The 24,714-nt window shown below is 58.6% G+C and carries 28 protein-coding genes; 13 read left to right on the forward strand and 15 right to left on the reverse strand.

The features are described from left to right. The first annotated feature begins 2 nt into the window (after positions 1-2). The 6 genes from MCUTH_RS05350 to MCUTH_RS05375 all read left to right on the forward strand — a co-directional run bounded on the left by MCUTH_RS05350 (position 3) and on the right by MCUTH_RS05375 (position 4,497). Complete coding sequence (locus MCUTH_RS05350) at positions 3-494, forward strand: 3-isopropylmalate dehydratase small subunit (RefSeq protein WP_066956573.1); 492 nt, start codon at positions 3-5, stop codon at positions 492-494. Continuing rightward, entirely contained in the window at positions 479-1,600 is a 1,122-nt protein-coding gene (locus tag MCUTH_RS05355; protein WP_066956576.1) for an isocitrate/isopropylmalate dehydrogenase family protein, read from the forward strand. Before MCUTH_RS05350 ends, MCUTH_RS05355 begins: the two co-directional genes overlap by 16 nt. A 91-nt stretch (positions 1,601-1,691) precedes the next feature. Then, complete coding sequence (locus tag MCUTH_RS05360) at positions 1,692-2,852, forward strand: nitrogenase component 1 (RefSeq protein ID WP_224732730.1); 1,161 nt, start codon at positions 1,692-1,694, stop codon at positions 2,850-2,852. Positions 2,853-3,053: 201 nt separating this feature from the next. Beyond that, positions 3,054-3,260, forward strand: coding sequence for a hypothetical protein (locus MCUTH_RS05365; protein ID WP_066956582.1), 207 nt, complete (start codon positions 3,054-3,056; stop codon positions 3,258-3,260). A gap of 202 nt (positions 3,261-3,462) precedes the next feature. Next, entirely contained in the window at positions 3,463-3,897 is a 435-nt protein-coding gene (locus tag MCUTH_RS05370; protein ID WP_224732731.1) for a GNAT family N-acetyltransferase, read from the forward strand. Between the two features lie 15 nt (positions 3,898-3,912). Further along, positions 3,913-4,497, forward strand: coding sequence for a PH domain-containing protein (locus MCUTH_RS05375; protein ID WP_066956588.1), 585 nt, complete (start codon positions 3,913-3,915; stop codon positions 4,495-4,497). A 17-nt stretch (positions 4,498-4,514) separates the two neighbouring features. Here the strand turns inward: MCUTH_RS05375 and MCUTH_RS05380 are convergent, their stop codons facing one another. From MCUTH_RS05380 to cfbC, 3 genes are all read right to left on the reverse strand, one after another. Next, complete coding sequence (locus MCUTH_RS05380) at positions 4,515-4,988, reverse strand: universal stress protein (RefSeq protein WP_066956591.1); 474 nt, start codon at positions 4,986-4,988, stop codon at positions 4,515-4,517. A gap of 83 nt (positions 4,989-5,071) precedes the next feature. Continuing rightward, positions 5,072-6,193: a nitrogenase component 1 gene (locus MCUTH_RS05385; protein ID WP_066956594.1), complete on the reverse strand. Its 1,122-nt coding sequence runs from the start codon at positions 6,191-6,193 to the stop codon at positions 5,072-5,074. Next, positions 6,153-6,971, reverse strand: a complete 819-nt coding sequence (gene cfbC / locus MCUTH_RS05390) for a Ni-sirohydrochlorin a,c-diamide reductive cyclase ATP-dependent reductase subunit (RefSeq protein ID WP_066956598.1) — start codon at positions 6,969-6,971, stop codon at positions 6,153-6,155. The genes MCUTH_RS05385 and cfbC overlap by 41 nt, the downstream gene beginning before the upstream one ends. A 229-nt stretch (positions 6,972-7,200) precedes the next feature. On the opposite strand from cfbC, the gene MCUTH_RS05395 reads away from it, so the two are divergent. Continuing rightward, positions 7,201-7,821 carry a hypothetical protein gene (locus MCUTH_RS05395; protein WP_066956601.1) on the forward strand — a complete coding sequence of 207 codons (621 nt, stop codon included), beginning with the start codon at positions 7,201-7,203 and terminating at the stop codon, positions 7,819-7,821. A 73-nt stretch (positions 7,822-7,894) separates the two neighbouring features. On the opposite strand, the gene MCUTH_RS05400 is transcribed toward MCUTH_RS05395, so the two are convergent. The 4 genes from MCUTH_RS05400 to nfi all read right to left on the reverse strand — a co-directional run bounded on the left by MCUTH_RS05400 (position 7,895) and on the right by nfi (position 12,595). Continuing rightward, on the reverse strand, positions 7,895-9,352 hold the full coding sequence (locus MCUTH_RS05400) for a TrkH family potassium uptake protein (RefSeq protein WP_066956604.1): 1,458 nt from the start codon (positions 9,350-9,352) through the stop codon (positions 7,895-7,897). 73 nt (positions 9,353-9,425) lie between these two features. Further along, positions 9,426-10,451 carry a phosphoribulokinase gene (locus MCUTH_RS05405; protein WP_066956607.1) on the reverse strand — a complete coding sequence of 342 codons (1,026 nt, stop codon included), beginning with the start codon at positions 10,449-10,451 and terminating at the stop codon, positions 9,426-9,428. A 101-nt stretch (positions 10,452-10,552) separates the two neighbouring features. After that, positions 10,553-11,743 carry an FprA family A-type flavoprotein gene (locus MCUTH_RS05410; RefSeq protein ID WP_066956609.1) on the reverse strand — a complete coding sequence of 397 codons (1,191 nt, stop codon included), beginning with the start codon at positions 11,741-11,743 and terminating at the stop codon, positions 10,553-10,555. 138 nt (positions 11,744-11,881) lie between these two features. Beyond that, positions 11,882-12,595, reverse strand: coding sequence for a deoxyribonuclease V (gene nfi / locus MCUTH_RS05415; protein WP_066956612.1), 714 nt, complete (start codon positions 12,593-12,595; stop codon positions 11,882-11,884). 269 nt (positions 12,596-12,864) lie between these two features. Here nfi and MCUTH_RS11340 point away from each other — a divergent pair, with 269 nt between their 5' ends. Both MCUTH_RS11340 and MCUTH_RS05420 read left to right on the forward strand, forming a co-directional pair. Then, positions 12,865-13,065: a rubredoxin gene (locus MCUTH_RS11340; RefSeq protein ID WP_083524793.1), complete on the forward strand. Its 201-nt coding sequence runs from the start codon at positions 12,865-12,867 to the stop codon at positions 13,063-13,065. Beyond that, positions 13,046-14,665, forward strand: a complete 1,620-nt coding sequence (locus tag MCUTH_RS05420; RefSeq protein ID WP_066956616.1) for a thiamine pyrophosphate-binding protein — start codon at positions 13,046-13,048, stop codon at positions 14,663-14,665. Before MCUTH_RS11340 ends, MCUTH_RS05420 begins: the two co-directional genes overlap by 20 nt. A gap of 368 nt (positions 14,666-15,033) precedes the next feature. Here the strand turns inward: MCUTH_RS05420 and MCUTH_RS05425 are convergent, their stop codons facing one another. The 5 genes from MCUTH_RS05425 to MCUTH_RS05445 form a co-directional block, all read right to left on the reverse strand. Then, positions 15,034-15,777, reverse strand: a complete 744-nt coding sequence (locus MCUTH_RS05425) for an MIP/aquaporin family protein (protein WP_066956619.1) — start codon at positions 15,775-15,777, stop codon at positions 15,034-15,036. A 63-nt stretch (positions 15,778-15,840) separates the two neighbouring features. After that, positions 15,841-16,050, reverse strand: a complete 210-nt coding sequence (locus MCUTH_RS05430) for a DUF2180 family protein (RefSeq protein ID WP_066956622.1) — start codon at positions 16,048-16,050, stop codon at positions 15,841-15,843. A 13-nt stretch (positions 16,051-16,063) separates the two neighbouring features. Further along, entirely contained in the window at positions 16,064-17,563 is a 1,500-nt protein-coding gene (locus tag MCUTH_RS05435) for a DUF2193 domain-containing protein (protein ID WP_066956624.1), read from the reverse strand. Positions 17,564-17,927: 364 nt separating this feature from the next. Beyond that, the gene (gene fen, locus MCUTH_RS05440; RefSeq protein WP_066956627.1) at positions 17,928-18,929 is read right to left on the reverse strand and encodes a flap endonuclease-1; all 1,002 of its coding nucleotides are present in this window, start codon (positions 18,927-18,929) and stop codon (positions 17,928-17,930) included. Between the two features lie 49 nt (positions 18,930-18,978). Next, positions 18,979-19,293, reverse strand: a complete 315-nt coding sequence (locus MCUTH_RS05445) for a hypothetical protein (RefSeq protein ID WP_066956630.1) — start codon at positions 19,291-19,293, stop codon at positions 18,979-18,981. A 57-nt stretch (positions 19,294-19,350) separates the two neighbouring features. Here MCUTH_RS05445 and MCUTH_RS05450 point away from each other — a divergent pair, with 57 nt between their 5' ends. Then, positions 19,351-20,262, forward strand: coding sequence for a presenilin family intramembrane aspartyl protease PSH (locus tag MCUTH_RS05450; RefSeq protein ID WP_066956634.1), 912 nt, complete (start codon positions 19,351-19,353; stop codon positions 20,260-20,262). Here MCUTH_RS05450 and MCUTH_RS05455 read toward each other — a convergent pair. Beyond that, a complete protein-coding gene (locus MCUTH_RS05455; RefSeq protein ID WP_066956997.1) occupies positions 20,195-21,175 on the reverse strand; it encodes an NOG1 family protein in 981 nt (326 codons plus the stop codon). The genes MCUTH_RS05450 and MCUTH_RS05455 overlap by 68 nt on opposite strands. A gap of 48 nt (positions 21,176-21,223) precedes the next feature. On the opposite strand from MCUTH_RS05455, the gene MCUTH_RS05460 reads away from it, so the two are divergent. The 3 genes from MCUTH_RS05460 (at position 21,224) to MCUTH_RS05470 (ending at position 22,960) form a co-directional block, all read left to right on the forward strand. Then, entirely contained in the window at positions 21,224-22,105 is an 882-nt protein-coding gene (locus tag MCUTH_RS05460) for a CBS domain-containing protein (protein WP_066956639.1), read from the forward strand. 144 nt (positions 22,106-22,249) lie between these two features. Continuing rightward, the gene (locus MCUTH_RS05465) at positions 22,250-22,459 is read left to right on the forward strand and encodes a histone family protein (RefSeq protein ID WP_011844756.1); all 210 of its coding nucleotides are present in this window, start codon (positions 22,250-22,252) and stop codon (positions 22,457-22,459) included. A 243-nt stretch (positions 22,460-22,702) separates the two neighbouring features. Continuing rightward, positions 22,703-22,960 (forward strand): PRC-barrel domain-containing protein, encoded by a 258-nt coding sequence (locus MCUTH_RS05470; RefSeq protein WP_066956642.1) that lies wholly within the window; start codon positions 22,703-22,705, stop codon positions 22,958-22,960. On the opposite strand, the gene MCUTH_RS05475 is transcribed toward MCUTH_RS05470, so the two are convergent. Together MCUTH_RS05475 and radA are read right to left on the reverse strand one after the other, a co-directional pair. After that, a complete protein-coding gene (locus tag MCUTH_RS05475; RefSeq protein ID WP_066956645.1) occupies positions 22,936-23,640 on the reverse strand; it encodes a phosphoglycolate phosphatase in 705 nt (234 codons plus the stop codon). The genes MCUTH_RS05470 and MCUTH_RS05475 overlap by 25 nt on opposite strands. After that, positions 23,634-24,608, reverse strand: a complete 975-nt coding sequence (gene radA / locus MCUTH_RS05480) for a DNA repair and recombination protein RadA (RefSeq protein WP_066956648.1) — start codon at positions 24,606-24,608, stop codon at positions 23,634-23,636. Before radA ends, MCUTH_RS05475 begins: the two co-directional genes overlap by 7 nt. Positions 24,609-24,714: the final 106 nt, after the last annotated feature.

A 24,714-nucleotide genomic window follows, 5' to 3' on the forward strand; every position in this document is an offset into this window, starting at 1 on the left:
TCATGCGAGTCTGGAAGTTCGGCGACGATATCGATACGGATGCGATCATCCCCGGGCGGTTCCTCACCATCTACGACCCGGCTGAACTTGCGAAGCACGCGTTCGAAGGAACAAGAGACGAGTTTGCAAAGACCGCAAAGGAGGGCGACATTATCGTCGCCGGAACCAACTTCGGGTGCGGCTCCTCCCGCGAACATGCACCGCTCGCCCTCCTCGGCGCCGGGATCCGGATCGTGGTCGCGAAGTCCTTTGCGCGGATCTTCTACCGGAACGCCGTGAACACCGGGCTCCTGCCCCTGGTCTGTCCGGAGGCCGATGGGATCCGGGACGGTGACACCGTAACCGTGGATATCGCCGCGGGTTACATCGAGGTGGGCGGAAAGAGGCTTTCGATCGAGCCGGTGCCCGACTTCCTCAAGGAGATCGTCGATGCCGGTGGGCTCGTTGCATATGCGAAAAACCTGGAGAAGGTGGAGACATGCAGCACAAAGTAGCATTGATCGGTGGGGACGGGATCGGCCCCGAGATCGTGGCGGCGGGAAGAGAGGTTCTTGATGCCGCGGGAGAGCGGTATGGATTCGATATTAACTGGACCGAGTTCGATATCGGGGCGGAGCGCTACCTCGCGACGGGAGAACTCCTGACCGAAGAGGATATCCAGGAGCTCTCGAAGTTCCCGGCCATCTACTTCGGGGCGATCGGTGACGACCGGGTAAGGCCCGGGATCCTTGAGAAAGGTATCCTGCTTGCCATCCGGTTCCACTTCGACCAGTTCATCAACCTCCGGCCGATCAAACTCCTTGATGGCGTCACGACGCCGCTTGCGAATAAAAAGCCTGAGGATATCGACTTCGTCGTGGTCCGGGAGAACACCGAGGACTTCTACGTCGGGATCGGCTCCCGCTTCTCCGGCACGCACGAGCAAAAGACCCTCGAGGTCGTCCGGGATATGTATAACATCAAGTTCGGGCTGGACGTCGAGACCGATGCCGACGAGCTCGCCTACCAGATCGGCGTCATCACCCGGCCGGGTGCGGAGAGGGTGATCCGCTACGCCTTCGATCTCGCCAATCGTCGGCGCAAGAAGGTTACGTCGGTCGACAAGGCAAACGTCCTCTCCGACGTCTACGGCCTCTGGCGGGATGTCTTTACCGGAGTCGCCGCCGGCTACCCGGATATCCAGACGGAGTTCAACTTTGTCGACGCCGTCACGATGTGGTTCGTCAAGAACCCGGAGTGGTTCGACGTCGTCGTCACCCCGAATATGTTCGGGGACATCATCACCGATCTCGGAGCCATGATCCAGGGCGGGCTCGGGCTCGCCCCCGGCGGAAACATCAACCCCGACGGCACCTCGATGTTTGAGCCGATTCACGGTTCGGCGCCGAAGTACCGCGGTCAGGACGTTGCAAACCCGCTCGCCACGATATGGGCGGGCTCGATGCTCCTCGACCACCTCGGTGAGCATGATGCGGCGGCGGCCGTCCTTAGAGCGATCGAGAGGAGTATCCGTGACGGATACGTGACCCGGGATATGGGCGGGGCGATGAAGACGAGCGAGGTCGGGAGAAAGATCGCGGAGCTTGTAAAGACGGTGTAGGTCCATCCCTCCCCTCTTTTTTTCGAAAAAGACCGTCCTTTATATCCCCACACCGCCATGATCTTGTAGACCGATGCAAATAGAGCAGCATATGCCGTGCGAAAACCCGCTCTGGCCCTGTGCGATGACCGGGGCGGTCGCATGCCTTTCGGGATTCGATGGCCTCGCCGTCGTCGTTCATGGTTCAAGTGGGTGCTACTTCTACCCCGCGTCGCTCGTCGGCGTCCCCATCCACGGGACGTTTCTGGTCGAGAGCGAGGTCATCTTCGGGACGGAGTCCCGCCTCATGGAGGTCATCCGGGACCTTAACGGCCGGTACTCGCAGGTAGCCGTGGTTAATACCTGCGTGCCCGCGATCATGGGCGAGGATCTCAGCGCCCTTGCCCGTGATGGGCGGGTCCTCTTCATCGACAGCCCCGGGTTCCTCGGCGACCTTGAGGCCGGCTACCGCCGGGCGCTCGATACGATCGCACCGGTAGTGGACCCGGATACTCCCGGCGTCAATATCGACGGCATCTGCCGTACAGACCCCTTCTGCCGGGGAAATGCGCTCGAGGCGCGACGCCTCCTCAATCTCGCCGGCGCCCCGGTCGCCGCCACCTTCTGCCTCGACCGCTACGATGCGGCGCACCGAGCAGCGCCCTTCACCGTCGGGACGAATCCGGATCTGGCAAGCGGCGTCGGGACCTGGTGCGGCTCGCTTCTCGGGCTTGATGCCGTCGGCGAGACCTTCGAGCGGCTTGAATCCCTGGTCGACGGTGTTGACTCCCGACCAATCAAAGAGGAGATCGCTTGGGCCGATGCCCGGATACAGAAGGCCTGCGGAAAGTATCTTCGAAGGTTCGACCCTCCCCGGGTGGTGATCGCCGCCCAGAGCGCGTACGCTGCGTTCGCGAAAGATTTCCTCGATCGCTACCTCGGGGCCGATATCGTCTGCATTGCCGCTCGAAACAACCCCGGTGAAGATAGCAACGGTATCACCTCCACAACCGACTTCTCGACCATCCGGGAGATGATCCTGGATGCCGAACCGGACCTGGTCATCGGATCCTCCTACGAGCGGACGCTCGCTCCCGGTGCCGCCTTCGTCGGGCTGACGCCGCCCCTCCGGGGTATGGTCCTCCTCTCGTCCCGGATGATTGCCGGGGTCGAGGGGGCGCTCTGGTTCATGGATGAGGTGCTCAACGCCTGTGCAAACCGGAACCGGCGCTCAAAGAGCGAGAATGTGGTTCACGCCAAAGATCGGCGCTGATATCTTCGGTTTCGTGAGGCTTCGGGTGAATTTGTCACCCTCCATACAACATCTCTCGAAAAGACAGGCGGAGCACGGGAGGTTTCCCACAACCCCGAAAGAGTCCGGGGTAGTTGCGCCCACCATAAACTTTTTTATCAACCGATGAGCACCGGGGTGCCGTTCTGCCCACTGGGCAGATCGCAACAGGGAGGTTATGGGATGACACACGGTGGTGGAGGCGGCCCCCACGGGCTGCTCCTTGAGCAGATGTTTGAACTCCTCGACGAGAATCAGAAGCGGCAGTTGATGGTCCGGATGATTGAACACCGGATCAAGACGAAGGAGCACTGGGTCGAATCGATGAAGCAGAAGATCGAGACCTACAAGATGGCACGTGATATGCTCCAGGCGGGCATAAAGAAGTGAGTCCGGGCTATGGGACACCCCGGGGATTTGATATCCCCGGGCCGAATCTCTTTTTGAACATAGGATATAGTCGGGTTGAATGATTGCTGGAGACCGTACGCCTCGCGCTGCCAGCAGTCACGATTGTATAAACCCTCCCGATGAATAATACTCCAGTATGGACCTGGTCATCAGGCAATATTGCAAAGAGGATTTTACCTCTGTGTGTGATCTTGAGCGGGAGAATAGTCCGCAAGGGTGCAAGCCCGAGGTCTTTATCCGCCAGGCGGGGGTTCTCTTTGCCGATACCTTCCTCGTTGCGGAATGCGGCGGGGAGGTCATCGGCTATACCATCGGGGCTCTCGTGCAACAGCGCCCCGCTACCGGGTGGATCATCCGGCTGGTGGTCTCCGGGAAACACCGGCGAAAGGGTTTTGGAGATAGCCTCGTTACCGCAGTCATCAGCGGTCTTTTGGAACGCGGGGCAGAAGAGATCTATCTTTCGGTTGCACCGGGAAACAGAGCTGCACGAGCACTTTACGAAAAACATGGATTCCAGGAGACCGAGTTCTGTCCGGCCTACTTCGGTGAAGGGGCCGATCGATACATCCTCCGGAGGAGCATCGACGATCATAAAGGTTTAACCCGTTTGTATTGATATCGGTGCGATAACATGCCTCTTATACCGCTTCGAATTGGTGAGATATTCCGACCGGCGCTGCAGTTCCGGTCATACCTCTACGCATCCCTGGCCCTGGCCGTCGTCGTCTTCATCCTGCCGTGGCTCATCCCCGTTGTCATCTTCAGTCCACTGCCCGTTGCTCTCGCCGTCGCTATCCCGGTGCTCGCCGTTGTTGCGTTCGTCGCCTACTGGATACCCCTCTACTATGAGAGCATAGCCTACCGGCTCACCACGAGCGAGATCACCTGGCAGCGCGGCGTCTGGTTTCGGCAGACGGGGTTCGTCCCCTACAACCGGATCACAAACGTCGATATCACACAGGGCCCCCTGATGCGGTTCTTCTCCTTCTCGGCAGTCCGGGTGCAGACCGCCGGCTACTCGGCTCAGGCGCAGGCGGAGATCGTTCTCAACGGGATCGAGGACCCAAAGGACCTCCAGGAGAAGATCATGAGTTTCGTTCGGGGAACCGGTCCGGTCGCGGTCGGGGGCGAGCCGGAGGGTCAGCCGGCCGGGGATACGGTTGTGGCGGAACTTCGGGCGATCCGGCAGTTGCTCGAGAGAGTGCTTGAAAAATAGGATTTCTGGTACAAGACCTACCTTCCCGCAGCCGCGTCCCGCTTGATAACCAGGACCGGCTGGCGGGCGTTCTTGATCACGTACTCCGAGACCGTTCCGAGCAGGCGATCCCGGAGGTTCGACCGGCCGTGGGAGCCGATGACGATGAGCGAGACTCCCTCCGCCTCCGCTGCGTTCACGATCTCCGTTCCTGGCGTGCCGAGGGGCGTCCGGACCGTCACCTTCAGACCCTGCCTCTCAAGCGCCCGGCGGGTATCGATGATCCGGTGCTGGACCTCCTCCCGCAGTTGTCGTTGAGTTTCGGTCTCCTGGTCGGGTATGGTTCCGAGAAACCCCTGCCCACCCGAGGCGATCGTTGTGATCTCCTTTGAGTCGATGACATGGACAAGGATCACCTCCCGGGTTCCTGCCTCCTGCAGTGCAGGGATGTAATCCAGCGCCTTCATGGAGGGTCCGGAGAAGTCGGTTGGAAAGAGGATACGTTCGAACATGGGCCTCACTCCGATAACATCCCTTCCGCTGGAGATGTATAAAAGGCATCGTTTGATGGGCGAAGGAGGCGAGTGGCGGAGTGCTACCCGGGTGGCATCTCTCTTTCGCGCTTTGGGCGTTTGGAGTATGCCTTATCCTGCCTCATTCCCCGAATCAGAACTCTCCACCGGTGAAGCATCCGTCGAAGACCAGTAGTTCCGACCGGCGCAGGATACGGGAGGGGGATCGCCGTCCCGTCCGGGTCGACGACGAGATCGAGGGCGTCTGTACACTCGGTGCAGACGGTCTTCGCGTCCAGATCCGCGTCCAGCATGGGATGGGGCGACTGGAAGTATACCCGGCTTCCCGCGATATCGGCGAACTCCTCAAGCATCTTCGCCTGGAATACTTTCTCCTCCGCAACGGCTGCCGTAGCATCTATGCCGCAGATCCGGCCGATCTCCTCGATGAACCGGCATGTCCCGGCAAGGCCGACCGGGAACGAGTCTACGTATGGGATACTAAACCTCCGTTTGAAGTCCTCGCCGACCGGCCGGAGGGAGGGTTCCCGAAGAATGTTTACGGCGGCAGAGTTGAGGCACCCGACGTCATCTGTCCTGATCTCGCGCACGAACCGTAGGTTGACTGCTATACCGAGCCGGGAGAGAAGGCGCTCAATCTCGGCCGCATTCTCGTCGACGTCGTACTCCAGGTTCTTCTCGCCGATGAGGTTCGCCGAGAGGGTCTTTTCGGTCGCTGGCCGGGCCAGAGAGGCGACGGCGGAGAGGGCGTTCCTGATGCCGGTCTCAAACACCCCTCCAAGGAACCCCGCGGTCGGCACGGCAATCACCGGGATGCCCCAGTCCCGTGCACAGACAGCCGCGACGTCGTCACCGATCGTCTCGACGATGCAGGTTGAGAGGACGAATATAGAGGCGGGCGCAGGTGAGAGCGAGATTGCCCGCGCAATCGCCCTCTCCAGCGCCTCTTCACCCCCGAAGATGATGTCGTTCTCCGTTAAGCGGGTGGTAAGGAGACGTGGGACCTCAAGCCGGTCGTTTGAGAGGTGGGTAGCGTGGAGGAGGGAAAAGTTATGGTGGGTGCAGCCCGACGGTCCATGGATGATGCAGACGGCGTCCCGTACCTCTGTGAGCACCGAGAGCGCTCCGGTCAGGGTGCATCCTTCAAACCTGGACGAATTCGAGAGCGAAGGATTCGAGTTCATCCGTCTCAAGGGGCTTTGGGATGCTCGTTGTTTTGTTCTCGTAGACGGTGCGTGCAAGTCCCCGGTAGACCGCAGCCTGGTTGGAGTCGGGGGCGTACTCGACGACCGTCTGCTTCTGTAGTTCCGCGATCTGCACCACCCGATCGCGGGGGATATAGGCGATGAGCCGTGAGTTGATCCGGCGGGCGAACTCCTCGACCAGGTCCCGCTCGCCCTCGATATTCTTTGCGTTGCAGATCACCCCACCGAGGGTGCACCTGCTTCGCACTCTGCGTGAGAGGCGGGCGATGGCTTTTGCAATGTTGTTTGCTGCGTAGATGGACATCAGTTCGCCGGAGGTGACAAGATAGATCTCCTGCGCGTATCCATCCCGCATCGGCATTGCAAACCCGCCGCAGACGACATCTCCGAGGACATCGTAGACGATGACATCGCCTTTGAGGGCTTCCAGGCGCTCAAGGAGCTGGAACGTTGCAATGATTCCCCGCCCGGCGCACCCGATCCCCGGCTCCGGGCCGCCGGCCTCCACACAGCGCACGCCTGAAAACCCCCGGTAGACCACGTCGCCGACGGTGATCTCCGCCTCCCCGCGCTCCCGGATAAGGTCGAGGACCGTCGGGATCCAGGTCCCGTGCATCAGCATGCGGGTGCTGTCATGTTTCGGATCGCAGCCGATCTGCAGGATATCGAGCCCATCCTCTGCGAGTGCTGCCGATAGGTTTGCTGCAGTAGTGGATTTTCCGATTCCACCCTTCCCGTAGAGGGCGATCTGTTTCATTATTCTTACTATGCGCTTGCATGGGTAATTATGTGTCGGATGGGATCCAGCGCAATTTAATATATATACTTTGCTGTAATTCAGTCCGTCTTTTTGAGAATTCCTTTAGCCACAATTCTTAGTGTTTGGCCACTGTATAATTATCTGGCAATTATAATTGAAATTTTAGATTTAGAAAAGTATATTATAGTCGATATGAAACTCTTTGTTAGGCAGAGGGAGACGAACCATGGACCCACGATTCAGATCACGGTTGGTTGCGGCGATTATCCTGATCATCGTCGTTTGTTCGGCCTTTTCGGTGAGCCCGGTTAGTGGTTTCCGTCTGGAAAACAGGGATGGGGACAGCACTGAAGCGGCGATTGCAGAGGCTCTGGTGCTCCAGCAGAGCACCAAGATCAGGGATGAGTTCATCGAGGATGTGACAGTCTACATCGACAGCGCAAACCCGGCCTTCCGGCAACAGGATGCGTCGACGAACCCAGGCGGCCTGTATATCCCTGAGGAGAACGCCATCTATATTCGCTCAGATAAGGACCCGTCACGGGCCGATGAGGTCTTCGTCCAGCAGGTCGGGTACCGCGTCTACCACACCATGGGGTTTGATGAGAGCACAGTCTTCCCGACTCTTGGCGTTGCCCCTGGATCCTACCTGGACCAGGTCAACACCCCGGCCGGCGAGGATAAGGAGGCTGCTGTCTTCGCAGAGGCCTTCATGCTCTATCACACCTCTCCAGACCTCCTTGAGGAGGATGCCCCGGAGATTTATGCCTACATGGACTTGCTGGTCGAGAGCGGTGGGGACTGCGCAACGGTGGACGACCAATATATCAACTATCAGCCGGAGTAACCGGCATATTATTTTTTGTAAGCCCGATCCGTTTCCGATTGGGATGACCTGTCTTAGCCCCGGAACGGGCCGCTCACTCATACCGCTTGAAGAGACCCATTACCAGCATGATCACCGGTATGACCTCCAGGCGACCGATCCACATGAGCAGGATAAAGACGATCTTTGCCGGACCGTTCATCTCGGGCGAGACAAACCCTGTGGATATGCCGTTGTTGCACATCGCGGTGGATACCTCGAAGATCACGTTGCTTGAGTCGAAGGCTGTCGGCTGCAGGTGCATCAGCAGTATCGTGGCGACGAAGATGGTCAGGAAGTAGAGCATAATAATCAGCATGTTCCGCGAGACCTCGAGGTCGGCGATATTCTTCGGGATCACCCTGCCGTTGTACTTGAACGGCACGAGCACCTTTCCTGAGACGAACATCCGCCGGAACCACCAGACCAGGCTCTGAAACCCGAGGACTACCCGGGAGAGTTTGATGCCTCCGGCGGTGCTCCCCGACGCGCCGCCTATTATGATCAACATCGCAAGGAAGAGGACCGTCACGCTCGCCCACTCGTTTGGAGAGGCGACCTGAAATCCGGTACTGGTGACCGCCGCCGTCGACATGAAGAGCGCCTGCCGGATGGCGGTGGGAATATCCGTCGCGCTGAGTGTGACGAGGTCCCACGCAATCACGATGATCCCGAGCGCAATGAGTATAAAGAGGAGTCTGGCCTGCTGGTCGTCGAAGATGTGCACAGACTTCTGACGGTAAAAGAGGTAATAGAGTTTGAACGGCAGAGCACCGGCGATCATAACCGGGACGATCAGAACCTCAAGGAGCGGGTTATTGTAAAAAGAAATTCCTTCCGAGTGGACAGAGAACCCACCGGTGGCGATTGCGACAAGGGCGATATTCACGGCGTCCCAGACCGGTATCCCTGACAGGAGGATGAGGCCGATTGCAGCGGCGGTCAGTGCCAGATAGATCTTCCACATCTCAAGTCCCGTCGCGACAACGCTCGGCATCAGCGCCTCCGAGCGCCCTTCAGACCGATAGAGGCGGAACTGGGTCAATCCCGTCCGGGAGGCCATTGCGACGGTGAAGGCGACGATCCCGAGCCCCCCTAGCCACTGCATCAGCGATCGCCAGAAGAGGATGGTTCGGGGCAGTTCCTCGACCGAGCGCATCATCGTCAGGCCCGTATCCGTCCACCCGGACATCGCCTCAAAGACTGCGTCGAGGTAGGAGACACCGAGCCCGAGGGTGAAAGGAAGGGCGCTCACGAGCGCTATGGCGAGCCAGATCAGGGCGACGGCCATAAGGGCGGCGGATAGGGGTGCCTCACGATCTTCCCGGGGGACTTTGGCCAGGAGCGTCCCGAGAAGAAATAGAACGACCGGGACGGAGGCCATGGGCAGGACCATCGCCCACTCCCGGTAGATCGCCGCTACGAGAAGCGGGAGTGCCGTGACGATGCTGATATACCGAAAGATATTGCCAATATCGGGTGCGATGGTCGAGAACTGCTCGATCCTATCCATCAGTACACATTCTCCGGAAACTGATATCTACCTTCCCCAGTACAGCATTCGGATTTTAGTCCCCGGAAACTCGTTACCTCCGGTCGCCGCACCCGCACCCGCCACTTGCGGCCGCCGTTACCTTTCTGCCGGTTGATTCCGGGGAACTCTCGATGAAGATGCGCCGGTTGATGATCCGCCAGGCGAGGATGAGTTGCGCCACATCCCCGGCCGTCAGGTATCCACCGCTCTGGACCAGATCGATGGGTTGCACCTGTGTCTGAATCTCGATGTTCTTCTCCAGTCTCCTCACCACAGCGTAGTTCAACTCTCCGTCGAACGTGAGCGCCCCCATGGCTCTTCCCCCGATCTCTTCGATCGTAAACTCGACCATGAAGTTCCGCTCCGAGAGGGATAGGAGGGGGAAGAGATCGATGGAGAGGTCGACGTCTCTGATGCTCCGCTCGAGTTTGCTCTGGCAGAGGGTGACGTGGTAGACGTTGCGCTCCTCGCTTATCTCTCTCCCATACTTCGAGAAAGCAATCTTGATGACCGCGTCGGCAAACTGGCATTGCGGTGCGACGTACGCTTCGTAGTCGCGCTTGCGCTCGGCCATCTCCTGGACGACGGCGTCAGGGGTGTATCCCCTCCGTTCCACATCACGCTTGATCTTCCAGGCCCGTTTTACGTCGGGATCCGGGTCCACGTAGAGTTTGAAGTCGATCAGGCCCCGCAATCTTGGAGTGATGAATGGGTGCAGCCCTTCGAGGATCAGGATCTTCGTGGGGCTGAAGGGCACCGGAGGATCGAACCTCCCGGTGTTGTGGTTGTAGACCGGTTTCTGGATCGTCTTCCCCTCTTTGAGGGCAGCAAGGTGCTCTTCCAGGAGGTCGAATCGGTTCGCTTCGGGTGCAAGCGGGGTGATCCCGAGTTTTCTGCGCTCCTCGCGGTCGTATCTGTGGTAGTCGTCGATCGTGATCGTCGAGATCAGGTCCTTTCCAAAGATCTCCCGGATCGCTCTCGTGAAGGTGGTCTTTCCGGTCCCGCTGTCTCCCGCAACGCCGATGATGAAGACGTAGGGCGACTCGGCAATAACTCTCTTGAAGTCGGAAGGGGGCATAGATCAACTCAAGGGTGTGGGTAGGTATCCTGGCGTGTTAAGATTTCGGTGCGGGTTGACCGATCCATGTTCGAACCGGCAACCGTGAAAAAGGGTGGAGGTTACGAGGGGAGGATCCCCGCCTCCTTGTGCTTCTTTGCGATCTCGTCGGCGAGCCGGTCGAGAGCCGCGAAGTCTTCCTCCTTCGGATGCCCCTTGATGTAGACCGGATCAAGGAACTCGACCTTGAGCCGGTCGAGCATCTTCACGGTGGTGTCGACCGTCTTTCCGCCCCAGCCGTATGAACCAATCACCGTCGCGTAACGGGTCTTCGGGCGGAGGAGATTTGCAAGGTACATCGCGTAGACTGCTTGAGGATGGGGACCAAAGATGAGCGTAGGCGCCCCGATCACGACTGTTGCGGCATCCACCAGCGCTTTTGCGAGTTCACCGATGTCGGTCTTTGTGAGGTTGAACGGCTGGACCTCGACGCCGCGTTTCATCAGGGCGTCGACGAAGTGCTCGACCATCGCGAGTGTACTTCCGTGCATGGAGACGTACGGCAGCACCACCGTATTCGTCACGGCGTCGCTCGTCCAGTCCCGATAGGCGTCGAGGATGAACGCCGGTCTATTATAGACCGGGCCGTGGCTCGGCGCGATCAGATCGATCTCGCGTGAGGCAAGCTTCTCAAGGTGCCCCTTGATGCTCGACCGAAACGGCATCATGATCTCGGCGTAGTAACGTTTTGCGGACTCGTAGACCGCACCCTCGTCGGGGACGTAGAGGGAACTCGTCGCGTAATGTGAACCAAAGAGGTCGCAGGGGAAGAGGATCCGGTCTTCCGGCAGATAGGTCAGCATCGTCTCCGGCCAGTGGACCCAGGGAGCGATGATGAATTCGAGCGTCTTACCCCCCAGATCGAGCGTCTCACCGTCGTTGATGACGACGAACTGATCTTCCGGGACGTGGAGGAGGTCGATCAGGAAATCCCGGCATTTCTGATTCGTCACCACCTTTGCACCGTCGAACCTCTCAAGCATTGCCGGTATCGAGCCCGAATGGTCCTGCTCCGCGTGGTTGGCTATGACGTAGTCGATCTTCTCGACTCCGAGCGCCTCCAGGTTTGCCACAAGTTCTGCGGTCTTCGCCGGGTCGACGGTATCGATTAGCGCCGTCTTTTCGCTGCCCTGCACCAGGTAACTGTTGTAGGTGGTGCCGTCGGGGAGCGGGATCAGTTCATCGAAGATCCGTCGGTCCCAGTCAATGGCTCCTACGGCAAAGACACCCGGCACAATCTCACGTGCTGCCATCTCCAATCGCCTCCTCCGCCTTAAGGCATCTGCAAGTATCCGTCATGGTCATGCTCCATAGCTCTCAACCGTCCCGGCGGACGGGGTCCGCCGGTCAGCAAACGTCTCTCATGTCCGGACGCTGATAACGGTTTCGTTTTATCTTCCATGTGAGAGGGTGGTTTGTCTGCTTACCCCTCCTCCCTCTTTTCGGACGGTGTTTGCATAGAGATGGGCCTGTCGGGTCGGTTCGGGGAGGCGGTATCCCCGTGCGGTCTCAAGGACGAGGTCGACGGCCCGTGAGAGTTCAACCCGGTGGCCGACCGAGACATAGACCGGCTTGATACTCTCTTTCGTTCGCACAGCCATCCCGATCGTCTCGCCGTCCCGGAGGATCGGACTCGTCGATCCCCTGCCGGCCTCCGGCTCAGCCGCTGTGCCGACAAGGAGACTCTTTGCGACCCCTATGGTGGGGCGGTCGAGCAGGACGCCCATGTGGCTTGCGATGCCAAGTCCCCGGGGATGGGCGATCCCCTGCCCGTCAAAGAAGATGACGTCCGGCTCGGACCGCATTCTACGGAACGCCTCGATGAGGGCAGGACCTTCCCGGAAGGTCAGAAGACCGGGGATGTAGGGGAACAACGTCCTTATGGAGGCGGAGACCCGCTCGACGACGGTAAGGTCCGGGCAGCGGAGGGCGACGACGACCGCATGAATCTCGTCTGAGCTCTTCGTGTAGGAGGCATCTGCACCGGCCACAAGGGAGACCTCTCCGATCTCGCCGGAGGTGCGGACCCGGGTCCGAAGTTCCTCCTGGAGGCGGGCTGCCTCGTTCGGCGTCAGGTCGAAGGGGTGGATCTCCCGGATCTCCATAGTCGTCTCTTGCCCGTAGGCTTGCAGGTGGATATACCTTCTGGATGTGCGGCACTCCGGGTGGAATACCCGATCTGACCAGGCCCTACTCGATGCACAATTCTATAGGGGCTAGCGATTACCCCGCCTCCTTCACGATCTGCGGTCTTTTTCCTTGGGGTCTGGTGCTGTCGTAGACATCCTCACTGCCCCGGCCCGTGTCTCTCACCAGGTAGTTTTATATCCAGAGAAGGATACGGCCCGGCAAGCCACCTTCGGACGTGAGCAGTATGGGGCGTTGGATCTGCAGTGTTTGTGATTACGAGTATAACGAGGAGGCGGGAGACCCCGCCACCGGGATCCCGCCAGGAACCCTGTTTGAGGACCTCCCTGACGACTGGCGATGTCCCGGGTGCAGTGTAGGGAAGGAAGCATTTGTAAGGGTTAATGATGAGGGGGAGGCGAAGGCAGATGAAGAAGACTACCTCTGAAGGGGCCGCCACGACCGTGGCCGATGTCCTGGTCTCTGAACTTGCCGCATGGGGGATCACCCTTTACTTCGGTATCCCCGGAGCGTCGTCGCTCCCGCTCGTGGATGCGGTCAGGCGAAACCCTGACGCCCGGTATATCGTTGTCCGACACGAGCAGACCGCTGCCCTCGCAGCGTCTGCCTACAACAAGTTCACAGGAAAGATCGCGGTCTGTCTGACGATCGCCGGGCCCGGAGCGACGAATCTTGCCACCGGGCTATACGATGCAAAAGAAGACCGGGCGAGTGTCCTCGCGCTCTCCGGTCAGGCGAAGACGCAGTATGCCGGCCCGGGCGGCATCCAGGAGATCGATCAGGACGCGTTTTTCCGGCCTATTTCAGTCTTCAACAACACCGTTGCCGATCCAAAGACCGCGGTCAAGCTCCTGACGAGGGCCATCCGTTACGCCATCGTTGGGCGCGGTGTCGCCCAGCTCTCCATCCCGAACGATGTGCAGCGTGAACCCCTCGAGCCGTCCTACTGCGAACGCGAGACCTGCCTTCCCGAGGTCCGGGTTGCCCCGACCGACGAGGCCGTCAGGGCAGCGGTGGAGGTGATCGACGCCGCCCAACGGCCGGTCATTCTTGCGGGATTCGGGAGCATGAATGCAGCCGGAGCTCTCCTTGATCTCGCAAAGACGATCCAGGCTCCGATCGTCACCACCTTCCGGGCGAAGGGGGTCCTCCCCGAAGAGAATGAATGGGTTGCGGGGGTGCACGGGCCGCTCGGGACGCCGCATGCCCGTGCATTCGTCGAAGAGTCGGATCTTGTGATCGCCTGCGGTGCGAGTTTCTCGGACTTCACCGGGATCCCGTGGGAGAAACGGGTCGTCCATATCGATATCGACCCGCTCCAGCTCGGCAAGCATCCGTTCACGGCCGCGGTCTGGGGGGACTGTGCCGTTGCCATACCCCGGATCCGGGAGCAGGTTCGGGCGCGGGATGACCCGTCGGTCAGGAAACGGCTCGCGGAGCAGAAACAAGCATGGTCCGAGCAGCTCGACCGGGAAGCCGATCCGAAAGCCGTACCTATTCGCCCGCCCTACATCATGAAGGTTCTCTCCGAGACCCTTCCTGAGGATGCGCTCATCTCTATTGATGTTGGGGAGAACCTCTGGTGGTTCGGGCGAAACTTCCGGATGAAGCGGCAACGGTTCGCGATGTCGGGCTACCTCGGGACGATGGGTTTCGGGCTTCCCGGGGCGATCGCCGCGAAGCTTGCCTATCCTGATGCGACCGTCGTCTGCATCACCGGGGACGGGGGATTTTCCATGGTTATGGCTGACTTTGTCACGGCGGTCAAGTACGGCCTCCCCTTGGTCGTGGTGATCTTAAACAACCATGAACTTGCCATGATCCGGGAGGAGCAGCGAGAAGCGAATTATCCGCCGTACGGCACCGAACTCACGAACCCCGACTATGCTCTCTATGCAGAGTCCTGCGGCGGCGCCGGGATTCGGGTGACCAGGCCTCTGGACCTCCCCGATGCAGTTCGGCGAGCACTCATGATGGACAAGCCCGTTGTAATAGATATCGAGACCGACCCGAAACGGTTTGAGTGACTCCCTGGTGCACGAATCTTAGGGGTTGGGTTGCAGCGGGCATCGGGCGGGTGCGGCATGGTGCCCGCCCGAAACCTATAAATGTCCCCCGCGGGAATGGGGTTCCGAGGGTAATGTGAACATCCCGGCCATAGATGCTGCATCCGCGGTCTCTGTGCCGGGTATATGCGGATCGCCGGACGTTGATCCGGGTGGGAGCACGGGAATTTGCTCCACGCTTAAGGGCTCCGTGGGTGCCCGTTCAATCATGGGCACCCATGGAGGGATGTGCAGTGAACCGGAACGCTCCGGTTCGCCGCTCTTCTTCTGACTGTTGAAAATTCATAGCGTCCAGTGAGGCGGACTGTTCAAAAATAATTGGAGTTTGGTTACTCCTCGCAGAGGTAGTCGTAGAGGAATGCGGCGAGCACAGCACCGACGATGGGGCCGATGATGTAGATCGGGAAGAACTCCCAGAGGCTCTGGCCGGCAAGCAGCCAGTCCCCAAGGAAGGGGCCGAACGTACGGGCGGGGTTTAACGATGCACCGGTCAGGTTCCCGACCGTCGTGATGATCCCCGCGACCGCGAGACCCACCACAAGCCCGGCAAAGCCCGGCGTGGCCCGTTCGTCGACTGCGGCGCCCATGATGACGAGCATCAGGAGGAATGTTCCGATAGCCTCGATGACGATCGCCTGCAGGTAACCGATGCCGGGGAACGGCGTCGTCGCCCCAAGCCCGCCGATCGTGACGGCATCCGGGCCGACGACCCAGGCAAGGAGCAGGCTTGCTGCCGCGGCGCCGATCAGTTGCGCGACGATGTACGGGACGACGTCGCGGCCGGGGAGCCGGCGGGTCGCAAAGAGGGCTATCGTCACCGCCGGGTTGATGTGGCACCCCGATATCCTCCCGAATGCGTAGATCGATCCGGCGATGGCGATACCGAAGGCGAGCCCGATCGCGAGCCAGTCTCCAAGCCCACCGAGCGCACCGATCCCTATGTTGAAGGGGGTCGCCGGGGTCGTCCCCGCAGCGAGCATCAGCGTGACGACCGCGGCGCCGGTACCGAAGAAGACGAGTATGAACATTCCGACGGCTTCGGCGAGGCAGCGTTTTCCAAGGGATATGGTCATGGTTTCACCAGTACGTGAGATACTCCTTTTTGGTCTAGTCCAAAAAATGGGTTTTAAGTGCCTTTACTTCCCATACAGGGCGTTGTAGCACTCGGGACAGAGAATCCTCGGCAAGGGAGTCTTTACGCGTTTGCTTGGGAGCGGGTAGCCCCCCTCCCAGACATCGATGTCCTTTCGGACGATATGATCCATGCAGAGTCCCATCCCGCAGACGATGCAGATCGCGACTGCATCGCTATCCTTCCCCTCAAGGGCGCAGTAGTAGCACTTCATGCCCTCTCTTCCTCTAGACCGCCTCTCTCCACTGGCAGTACGGGTGTCGCCGATCGACCAGACATGCCGAGGCGCAGTTCTTGCAGGCCCGCACCGGAGCGGCTGCCGTCTCCTTCTCGAGAGCGATGATGTTCGTCATCATCGTTGCAGTCACGGGCTCGCTCGTCAGGAGGCACGGGTAGTCGGCGAGGCTCATCAGGGCGGCGAACCGGACCGTTATGGCGCAGGCCGGGTAGACGTACCACTGCGGATTCATCAGCACTTCGTTCTTGCGGATGGGTGTAAGATCGACGGGGTACTTGCCGACCCGGGGGATCAGTTCCTCGCCGGACCCGTTCGCGCCCCGTTCTGCCTTATCGAGGATCTTCCACCCGCGGTAGATCATGTCCATGAAGTCGCAGTTGTGGAGTTCCACCGCCGCGCCCCGGTCGGGGTAGACCTGGACATAGTTGTGGAACCTCTTCGTGAGCAGGTCGACGACCATGGGGGCGTTGAACCCATCGAGTTCGAGGAGGTACTCAGCCGCTGCGGCCGAAGCACCGGTTGCAAGATTGAGGACGTCCCAGTAACTCTTGTAGGCATCGAGTGAGTTTCGCAGCGTCGACTCCATCACATCGGTGACCGCCTCGATCGTCGCCATCACGACGTCGTCCTTACACATGTTGAAGGTCGACTGGGCGATGTGGTGTGCGACATCGCCGACACTGTAGGCGGGAACGGTCAGGATGTTGCCGTAGTGGACACCATCATCGATGGCTGCCTTGACGGTCGTCTCCATCCGCCGACGGTACTCGGCCATGTATTTCCTCGGGTCAAACGACGTCATCCCGGCTTCATCCATCAGCTCCGCCTGGGCTTCTACCGGTTCGCGGTAGAGTTTCTGCATGATCGCGATCTCTTTCTTCGTCGCCTCAGCGGGGGTATCCCCAGCTTCGAGGGCTTTAGAGAAGGCGTCGCCGAGCCCGTAGGAGGTGTTCATACCCCAAGATTTGGCGGCGAGAATGGCGCGCTTGTGCTCGACCGGGATATCGGTCTTCTGGAGTATGCGGTTCACCACGTTGCTCGTGCTCCCCGGCATCAGAGCGAAATCGACGACGCAGGTAGGACCGTAGAACCCGCCGTAGTGGCGCACCGATTCCAGACCGATCAGGGCCTCTGCATCGGCGATTGCCTGGATGAATGTATCAACGCTCTTTGCGAACGCTTCGTCCTGATCCTTTAAGATCTCAAGCACCACGGGTGTCTGGTAGTGCTCGACGAAGGGGTCGTCTTCGGGACGGACTGTCTTTGTGAGGCTCTTGAGGATCTCGTAGTGCGAGACTACCGAGTTCTTGTGGAGGTCGATGACTGCTTGGCTCTGGTCCCCGATCGCCGTCATCTTCTTCGCCACGTCGACGTAGGGTTTCGTGTCCTCGATGACGAACTTCTGACCGCGTTTCGCCCTTACCGTCTCCACGTCCGCCCGCTGGGCGGCCATGGCCTCATTTATCATCTTTTCGTAGAGTTCTCTCATATACGATCACCTGGTAACTTCCACTGTCCGGTCTTCGGACAGTCAGTCTGAATGTGCGATACATACGGGGGTCCCTGCTGGACCCCCGGAGTCCGGCAGACAATTCCCAGGAGGGAGAATGCTGACAGTTGCTTGGGATACTGGAGCGGGATTGAAATTTCGGAAATACGGTATCGGCCCGTGCACCCTCCCTCTCGCCTTCGAATCCCGATAGATACTCGTCGATCGGTGACTTGGGTCGTTTAAGGATATATGTTTTGTGTCGTAGTCCGGGCTCAGGGCTCCTCTTAGAAAAAAAAGTCATTCCGGGCCATCGATTTTTCTTTGATCTTCGGCCCCGTCGCTTAATGCCATTCCTCAAGTATCAAAACCAGGCATCCAGGGTCTTCTGCGCCGCCTTCACCGAGACCTTGGCGAGAGCGCTTCTGACGCGGTCTTCGGAGAAGTCGTAGCGCCCGCAGAGCATCTCAACGACCCCCTCCACGTCCGGAGCCCTCCACTCGAGGGTGTAATCGTCGGTGACCGGAGGGCTAAGGAAGAACTCCCGAATTGGATCGGGATCGAACTCGGGCTGCTTTTCGGCTATCACCGAGTCAAACGCGCCGCTTCGCACGATCTTCAGGGCCGTCTTGCCCCCGATGCCCCGGATGCCCGGGTTAAAGTCCGTTCCTACCAGGATCCCGATCTCGATCAACTGCTCCCTTGTCACGCCCAGGCATTTTTGGAGGGCTGATAAGACGATTCGTTCGGGATTCACCGTGATCGTCCGCCCTCTGATCTTTCGCCGGCCGCTGACCGTGAGGTTCCTCACCAGGACCGGAGAGCCGAAGAGGAGCGAGTCGTAGTCCTGGGAGACGGAGTAGGTGACCTTCCCTTCCTGAACCATGTATGCTGCCTGCGCCTCGCCCTCGCTTGGCGCCTGCACCCAGGGGATCCCGAGCAGGTCGAGGAGTTCATGGGACGACGTGATGACATGGCTGTCGATCCGGGATGATGCGCTTGCCTGCCGGTAAGCCTCCTCCATGTCTCCCTCCCGGAGCGCTGCCTTCCAGGCCTCGTCGGCCTTTGTGCGGGCGAGGCGCCGCTCTTCAATCGTCTCCTGTTTGAATTCCGGCGGTTTTCCATCAAAGACAAAGACGGGTTTGATGCCCATCTCCAGGAAGTTGACCGTTCGAAAGAGGATACCGGAGAGATGCGATGTGATCTCTCCTGCATCATTCATTAACGGAGTCCCGTCGGGCTGCCGGATGATCGAGAGGAACTGATAAAGCGCGTTGTGCGCATCCACTGCCGCAGTGCCGGAGAGTTCATCCCACGTCAGCGTCTCTTTACAGTCTGCCAGGATATCGCGGATAGCAACGCCCATGATACCTTACTCATGAGAAGGGAAGAGGCCATTAAGGTGGCGATCCGTATTACCGGTACATCCGCCGGGAGAGCCCGTCGACGATCTCTTCGATGTGGCTCACGGTATTCTCGTATTTGGCCGTCATCGTCTTCCCCATCTCTTCCATATTCACCCGTATGGTGCGCTCCCGCTGTGTGATACTCTCTTCAAGGCTCACAATCTTCATACCGAGCGAGATGAGCAACCCTCCAAGGGAGAGCATCATGAACGTTGCGGCAATCGCTATCGTCAGATCCTGCCAGAACCGCATGACCAGCACAACGGTCGAGATCACCATCACGATAGTGAGAACAATGTCGATGATGAGTTCGCGAATCTCCATATTTTAAAGTGATGAGGATGCATTAATTAACCTACCTAAAGTGAATGGAGTCCTGTTATGAAGATACGCGACTGGCTGCCAATTCTCGGGATGCCCATCATGCTCCTTGCCGTCCAGATCCTTGCTATCGTACTCGTCATGCCCATGCAGGCGGCAGGGCTTGTGGCGTTCGAAGACCCAGAGTCGGTCGCAAATCCCCTGTTTTTCATAGGGATACTGCTTGTATTCACACTCTTTCTGCTCCTCCTGATGCGGTTTGGAGGGCAGCGCTTCATTGCCGTCATCGTCGGTTTTGCGCTCTTTATGACCTTCCTCTACATCTTTTCGTCACTCTCCCTCCTCGTGCTCGGGACCACTGATGCTGCGGCTATTGTCGCGCTCGTCGGCGCAGGAGCCGCGACGGCGCTCCTCTACTTCTACCCTGAATGGTACGTCATCGATATTCTTGGCGTCCTGATATCCGCGGGCGTAGCTTCCATATTCGGGATATCTCTCGCAATTCTACCGGTGCTCGTGCTGCTCGTGTTGCTCGCGGTCTACGATGCCGTATCGGTCTATCGGACAAAGCATATGATTACGCTTGCCGAAGGCGTCCTCAAGACAAAAGCGCCCATCATGGTCGTGGTCCCGAAGAGAGCGGACTACTCGTTCCGGCGGGAGGGCCTCACTATGACGGAAGGGGAAGAGCGCGGCGCGTATCTCATGGGGATGGGCGACCTCATCATGCCCTCCATCCTCGTCGCGTCCTCGCATACGTTTGCAGGCGCCCCCCCGGTCCTCTGGATCCTCTCCGCCCCGACGATCGGCGCGATGGCGGGCTCGCTCGCCGGCCTTGCCGTGCTGCTCTTCTTCGTCAACAAGGGCAAACCCCAGGCGGGGCTGCCGCCGCTAAACGGCGGTGCTATTGCTGGTTTTCTGATTGGAGCGGTCCTCGCGGGCTCGCTTTCTTGGATTCCTTTCGGTATGTGAGCAAGAGGTCGAGGACCTCGTCCACCCCCTCGCCGGTGAGGGTGGACATCGTCGGGTATCCTTCGATTGCGCGGATATCCGCCTTGTTTACGACCGTGAGAATCGGAACCTCGACAAGCCGGCGGATCTCGTCCAAGAGTCGGACCTGGTTCTCTATCGAGTATCCGCAGTGTTCGCTTGTATCAATGATGAAGAGGACGAGATCGGCCGTGTTGATGATGGCGCTCACCGCTTGCCGCTCGATGGGGTTCCTCTCCTCCGCCGGGCGCTCGAGGACTCCGGGCGTATCGATGAACTGGATTCGTTCGTGTCTCCCGATATCGCGGTGGCCAACGATGATCCCCTTGGTGGTGAAGGGATATGCCGCAATCTCTGGCTCCGCCGTGGAGACAAGCCTGATGAACGAGGATTTCCCGACGTTCGGAAACCCTGCCACCACGATGGTGAACTCATCTTCGCTCACGTGCGGGAGTTTGCGCAGGATGTTTCGGGCTTCGTTTAAGAATATGAGGTCATCTTCCACCTGATGGACGATGGAGGCGATGCGGGCAACGGCCTGCCGCCGTTTCCGGTCAGTCTCCCCTCCTGACCGCATACTGCGGGCATAACCGGAGCCGACGGTCCTGGCCTGGTCGGCCGCCCAGGAGACGGCGCCGAGGGACTTTTTAATCCGGTCGAGGGAGATGAGGATATCGGCCACCTCGCGGTAGAAGGGAGGGAGGCGCTCGAAACTCGGAAACGAACTGACCACGCTCTTCAACTTATCGTGGATGGCGCTCGCGACCGCTCTCACAAACTCCTCGTTTGCTCTATCGACATTTGTCTTCAGTTTCTTCTTGGCAGCTGCCCTGCGAAGACTGCGGTCGAGCACTTCGTCCGCTGTCGGAACGGTCGGGATAGTTTCGAATTCCACTGCAAGCACAACCTAATGTATTTAAACAACATATTATGACTGATAACTATGGATCTCTCTCCGATTCAGAAGGACATCTTGATTACTTTAATTACTCTATATCATCAGTCCTCCCACTCTATAAAAGGTGAGGAGATCGCGGATGTACTGAAGCGCAACCCCGGTACTGTTCGCAACCAGATGCAGGCATTAAAAGCATTGGGGCTTGTCGACGGCGTGCCCGGCCCCAAAGGCGGTTACAGCCCGACTGCACGTGCATACAAGGAACTGAATCTGGGAGACCTCGAGCACCAGTCCGAGGTGCCGATCTTTCGCGACGGTGAGAAGGTGAAGGGTGTCCGGGTCGCTGAGCTCGATTTCACCACTCTCTGCCATCCGGACCTCTGCCACGCGATGGTCCGGATCATCGGGAGCGTGAAACTCTTCCGTGTCGGGGATATGGTCTCTATCGGGCCCACACCGGTGAATAAACTCCTTGTCCGGGGTGAGGTCTATGGAATGGATGAAAACCTGCAGGCGCTTCTTATCAGCGTCGCGGAGATGATATCCCTTCCGAAACAGGCGATCAAGCACTACATGAGCACACCGCTTCTGACCCTGCCGGTCTCCGCCACCCTTCGTGACGCAGTTCACCTCTTTAATCTCCACCGTATCCACGGTGCCCCGGTGATTGGGGATAATGGCGATCTTGCGGGCATCGTGACGCTGAGCGATATCGCTCGCGCTCTGGACGAAGGGTTGAGTATGGATGCGCCCGTTGCACAGATTATGACCCCCGATGTGGTGATGGTGCCGTCATCAATCCGACTCTACGAACTCGTTAGACGATTCAAAGAACGAGAGATTGGGAGATTGATTGTAGTCGAGGATGGTAAGCCCGTTGGGATCGTTACTCAGACCGATATTATTCGGGTCTTTCCCTCACTTTGATACCCTCCCCGTTCTGAATTTGTCACTTCAACCCCTCTGCTGACGGATAAGTATTTATATGAGAATACCTATGGTGCTTCTGTAAAACGAGCTCTGTTTGAGAGTACAATGAACAGAGCTCAATGAAAAGGGGGGAATAAGATCATGACTGATATACCTCTGGCACCAGTTGGGAGAATCGTGAAGAAATCCGGCGCGGAGCGAGTTAGTTCCGATGCCAATGAAGAACTTGCAAAGTTAATGGAGCAGTACGCGTCGAGAATCGCAAAAGAGGCGATTAAACTCGCAGGTCATGCAGGCAGAAAGACAGTCAAAGCAACAGATGTTCGGATGGCCGCCGAGACTGTTAAATGAAACAATTCTAACTTCTATTTTTCGGCCAGGGCAAACCCTTTGGGCGGCTTTTTTGCAGATATTCCTCTTGAAATCCGCATAGATCCTCCTCAATCGTCAATCCCGGTCTTTCTTGGGGTATGACCAGCACGATCCGGAATTCATCCGGGTGTTCTCAACCCTCATTCTAATTCCGGAACGCCGCATTTAAAGGATATTTGGGAAATTTAAAAGTTTAAATAGTAAAAAGACCTCAAACTCTGTATGAGCAAAACCTTCTGCCGGACCCTTGCAAAGAAAAGAGTAATGAGTAACGATGGCATGCTCATTGGAACTCTCAAGAACATCATGGCCGATCTCAATACCGGGCAGATAATTGACCTGATCGTCAAACCGGATGAGACATTCAGGACTGATGGTTACCGAATGGATGGGGACAAGATGCTCGTTCCGTTCGAGGCGGTAAAGGATATAAAAGATTATATTGTTGTCGACCGTTATCTGCTGAAGAGATCGGGATAATACTTCTTTACCGCCTCTACGAACCCCTCTCCGTACATCCCCTGTGAGACCCAGTCTGCCGCCGATTGCGTCAGTGCCGGGGCATTTCGTACTGCGACTCCAACTCCGGCGGCTCTGAGCATCTCGATGTCGTTCTCCGAGTCGCCGATAGCCATCATCTCGTCCGGGTGAATCCCCAGCTCTCCGGCGAGTTCCCGGAGCGCCGTTCCCTTGTTGACGCCGAGAACCTGGAGGTGGATCGCAAACCCGGTGTCGAGCACCCGGACGGGGAGGTGACGGTCGCGGATGATCGCCCTCGCTTCATCGGCGTCGATGTTCCGGGCAAAGGCCACATCGGCGAACCGGTACTGCGCGCCAAAAAGTTCGAGTTCAATACCCTTCTCGGCAAAATAATCCCTGAGTTCTTCAAACGCAGCAAGACAGACTTTCTGGTCACCGGAGATGTTGAGCGTACCTGAGAATGTCCTCCGATAGACTCCTCCGTTCTCGCCGATGATGGTCCCGTCCGTCCCAATCATCTTGCAGAGCCCGTCCATGAAGCAGACGGTGTTGCCGCTTGCAAGCACCACTGTGATCCCGGAATCGACGAGCGTCCGGATGGCCTCGATGGCGGCGGTATTGATCCGCCGCCGTCTGTCGGTTATGGTGCCGTCGACGTCCGTGACAAGCGCCTTTAACACGGTTTGAGCCCTGCCTGCTCGACTACGAATGCCGCTTCGCCTTCGGGGAGGTTGGGACTGTCCACCAGGCGGGCTACCCGCTTTCCTCCCTTGCTCTTGCGCAAGTATATCCGGAAGGTTGCAGTGTGCCCGACGATGTTGCCGCCGATAGGCTTCGTGGGGTCGCCGAAGAGGACGCCGGGGTTCGACATCACCTGGTTGGTCACGAGACCGACTGCATTGTGGTCGTCGAGCAGTTTTAAGAGGTCGTGCATGTGGCGGTTCAGCTTCTGCTGCCGGGGGGCGAGGGTGCCGCGCCCTGCATACTCCGAACGGAAGAGCGACGTCAGGGAGTCGATAACGAAGAGCCTGATCGGGTAGTCGGACTTACGCAGGTCGTTTGCTAACTCGCGTGCGGTATCGAGGAGCAGCATCTGATGGTCGGAGCTGTGTGCCCGGGCGACGTGGATCCGCTCGAGGACCTCGTCAATCGATCCTATATCGGCTTCTTCGGGGAGTCCGTTGACCATCTGCTCGATACGCTCCGGACGGAACGTGTTCTCGGTATCGATATAGACGACGCCGCCGTGCAGCCCTCCGATTTCTTCGGGGAGCTGGACGTTGACGGCCATCTGGTGTACGATCTGGCTCTTTCCAGACCCAAATTCTCCGTAGACCTCGGTTATCGCCTGTGTCTCGAAACCCCCGCCGATCAGTTCATCGAACTCGGGAACCAGCGTCTTGAGTTTCTGGACGTCCTTTCTCTTGTCGAGGATATCCCGGCCCGTCTTGAAGCCTCCGATATCCGCCATCTTGCGGGCGGCAAGGATCAACTTCTTTGCGGTCCCCTCACCGATCTCCGCTGCTTCGGCAAGATCCGCTGTGATAGCCGTTGCAACGCTTTCGACGGTCCCGTAACCGGCTTCGCGGAGTTTTTCTGCAGTGGCCGCCCCGACGCCGGGCAAATCTTCAAGATCAATCTCTGACATCTCAATCCTCACTTGATCTCTATGGTGTGTTCCGTTACGTTACACTAAGAGTCTATAGCGTGAGACATAAAGGTCGCTCGCCGTGCGGGGTGAAAGTGAAGATCGG

The organism is Methanoculleus thermophilus, assembly GCF_001571405.1.
In the GTDB taxonomy this organism is placed as follows: Archaea; Halobacteriota; Methanomicrobia; order Methanomicrobiales; family Methanoculleaceae; genus Methanoculleus; species Methanoculleus thermophilus.

Excerpts from the sequence above, each read along its gene's own strand:
- MCUTH_RS05350 (WP_066956573.1), top strand. The coding sequence starts at position 3 with ATGCGAGTCTGGAAGTTCGGCGACGATATCGATACGGATGCGATCATC.
- MCUTH_RS05355 (WP_066956576.1), top strand. The coding sequence starts at position 479 with ATGCAGCACAAAGTAGCATTGATCGGTGGGGACGGGATCGGCCCCGAG.
- MCUTH_RS05360 (WP_224732730.1), top strand. The coding sequence starts at position 1,692 with ATGCCGTGCGAAAACCCGCTCTGGCCCTGTGCGATGACCGGGGCGGTC.
- MCUTH_RS05365 (WP_066956582.1), top strand. The coding sequence starts at position 3,054 with ATGACACACGGTGGTGGAGGCGGCCCCCACGGGCTGCTCCTTGAGCAG.
- MCUTH_RS05375 (WP_066956588.1), top strand. The coding sequence starts at position 3,913 with ATGCCTCTTATACCGCTTCGAATTGGTGAGATATTCCGACCGGCGCTG.
- MCUTH_RS05380 (WP_066956591.1), bottom strand. The coding sequence starts at position 4,988 with ATGTTCGAACGTATCCTCTTTCCAACCGACTTCTCCGGACCCTCCATG.
- MCUTH_RS05385 (WP_066956594.1), bottom strand. The coding sequence starts at position 6,193 with ATGAACTCGAATCCTTCGCTCTCGAATTCGTCCAGGTTTGAAGGATGC.
- cfbC (WP_066956598.1), bottom strand. The coding sequence starts at position 6,971 with ATGAAACAGATCGCCCTCTACGGGAAGGGTGGAATCGGAAAATCCACT.
- MCUTH_RS05395 (WP_066956601.1), top strand. The coding sequence starts at position 7,201 with ATGGACCCACGATTCAGATCACGGTTGGTTGCGGCGATTATCCTGATC.
- MCUTH_RS05400 (WP_066956604.1), bottom strand. The coding sequence starts at position 9,352 with ATGGATAGGATCGAGCAGTTCTCGACCATCGCACCCGATATTGGCAAT.
- MCUTH_RS05405 (WP_066956607.1), bottom strand. The coding sequence starts at position 10,451 with ATGCCCCCTTCCGACTTCAAGAGAGTTATTGCCGAGTCGCCCTACGTC.
- MCUTH_RS05410 (WP_066956609.1), bottom strand. The coding sequence starts at position 11,743 with ATGGCAGCACGTGAGATTGTGCCGGGTGTCTTTGCCGTAGGAGCCATT.
- nfi (WP_066956612.1), bottom strand. The coding sequence starts at position 12,595 with ATGGAGATCCGGGAGATCCACCCCTTCGACCTGACGCCGAACGAGGCA.
- MCUTH_RS11340 (WP_083524793.1), top strand. The coding sequence starts at position 12,865 with ATGGGGCGTTGGATCTGCAGTGTTTGTGATTACGAGTATAACGAGGAG.
- MCUTH_RS05420 (WP_066956616.1), top strand. The coding sequence starts at position 13,046 with ATGAAGAAGACTACCTCTGAAGGGGCCGCCACGACCGTGGCCGATGTC.
- MCUTH_RS05425 (WP_066956619.1), bottom strand. The coding sequence starts at position 15,777 with ATGACCATATCCCTTGGAAAACGCTGCCTCGCCGAAGCCGTCGGAATG.
- MCUTH_RS05430 (WP_066956622.1), bottom strand. The coding sequence starts at position 16,050 with ATGAAGTGCTACTACTGCGCCCTTGAGGGGAAGGATAGCGATGCAGTC.
- MCUTH_RS05435 (WP_066956624.1), bottom strand. The coding sequence starts at position 17,563 with ATGAGAGAACTCTACGAAAAGATGATAAATGAGGCCATGGCCGCCCAG.
- fen (WP_066956627.1), bottom strand. The coding sequence starts at position 18,929 with ATGGGCGTTGCTATCCGCGATATCCTGGCAGACTGTAAAGAGACGCTG.
- MCUTH_RS05445 (WP_066956630.1), bottom strand. The coding sequence starts at position 19,293 with ATGGAGATTCGCGAACTCATCATCGACATTGTTCTCACTATCGTGATG.
- MCUTH_RS05450 (WP_066956634.1), top strand. The coding sequence starts at position 19,351 with ATGAAGATACGCGACTGGCTGCCAATTCTCGGGATGCCCATCATGCTC.
- MCUTH_RS05460 (WP_066956639.1), top strand. The coding sequence starts at position 21,224 with ATGGATCTCTCTCCGATTCAGAAGGACATCTTGATTACTTTAATTACT.
- MCUTH_RS05465 (WP_011844756.1), top strand. The coding sequence starts at position 22,250 with ATGACTGATATACCTCTGGCACCAGTTGGGAGAATCGTGAAGAAATCC.
- MCUTH_RS05470 (WP_066956642.1), top strand. The coding sequence starts at position 22,703 with ATGAGCAAAACCTTCTGCCGGACCCTTGCAAAGAAAAGAGTAATGAGT.
- radA (WP_066956648.1), bottom strand. The coding sequence starts at position 24,608 with ATGTCAGAGATTGATCTTGAAGATTTGCCCGGCGTCGGGGCGGCCACT.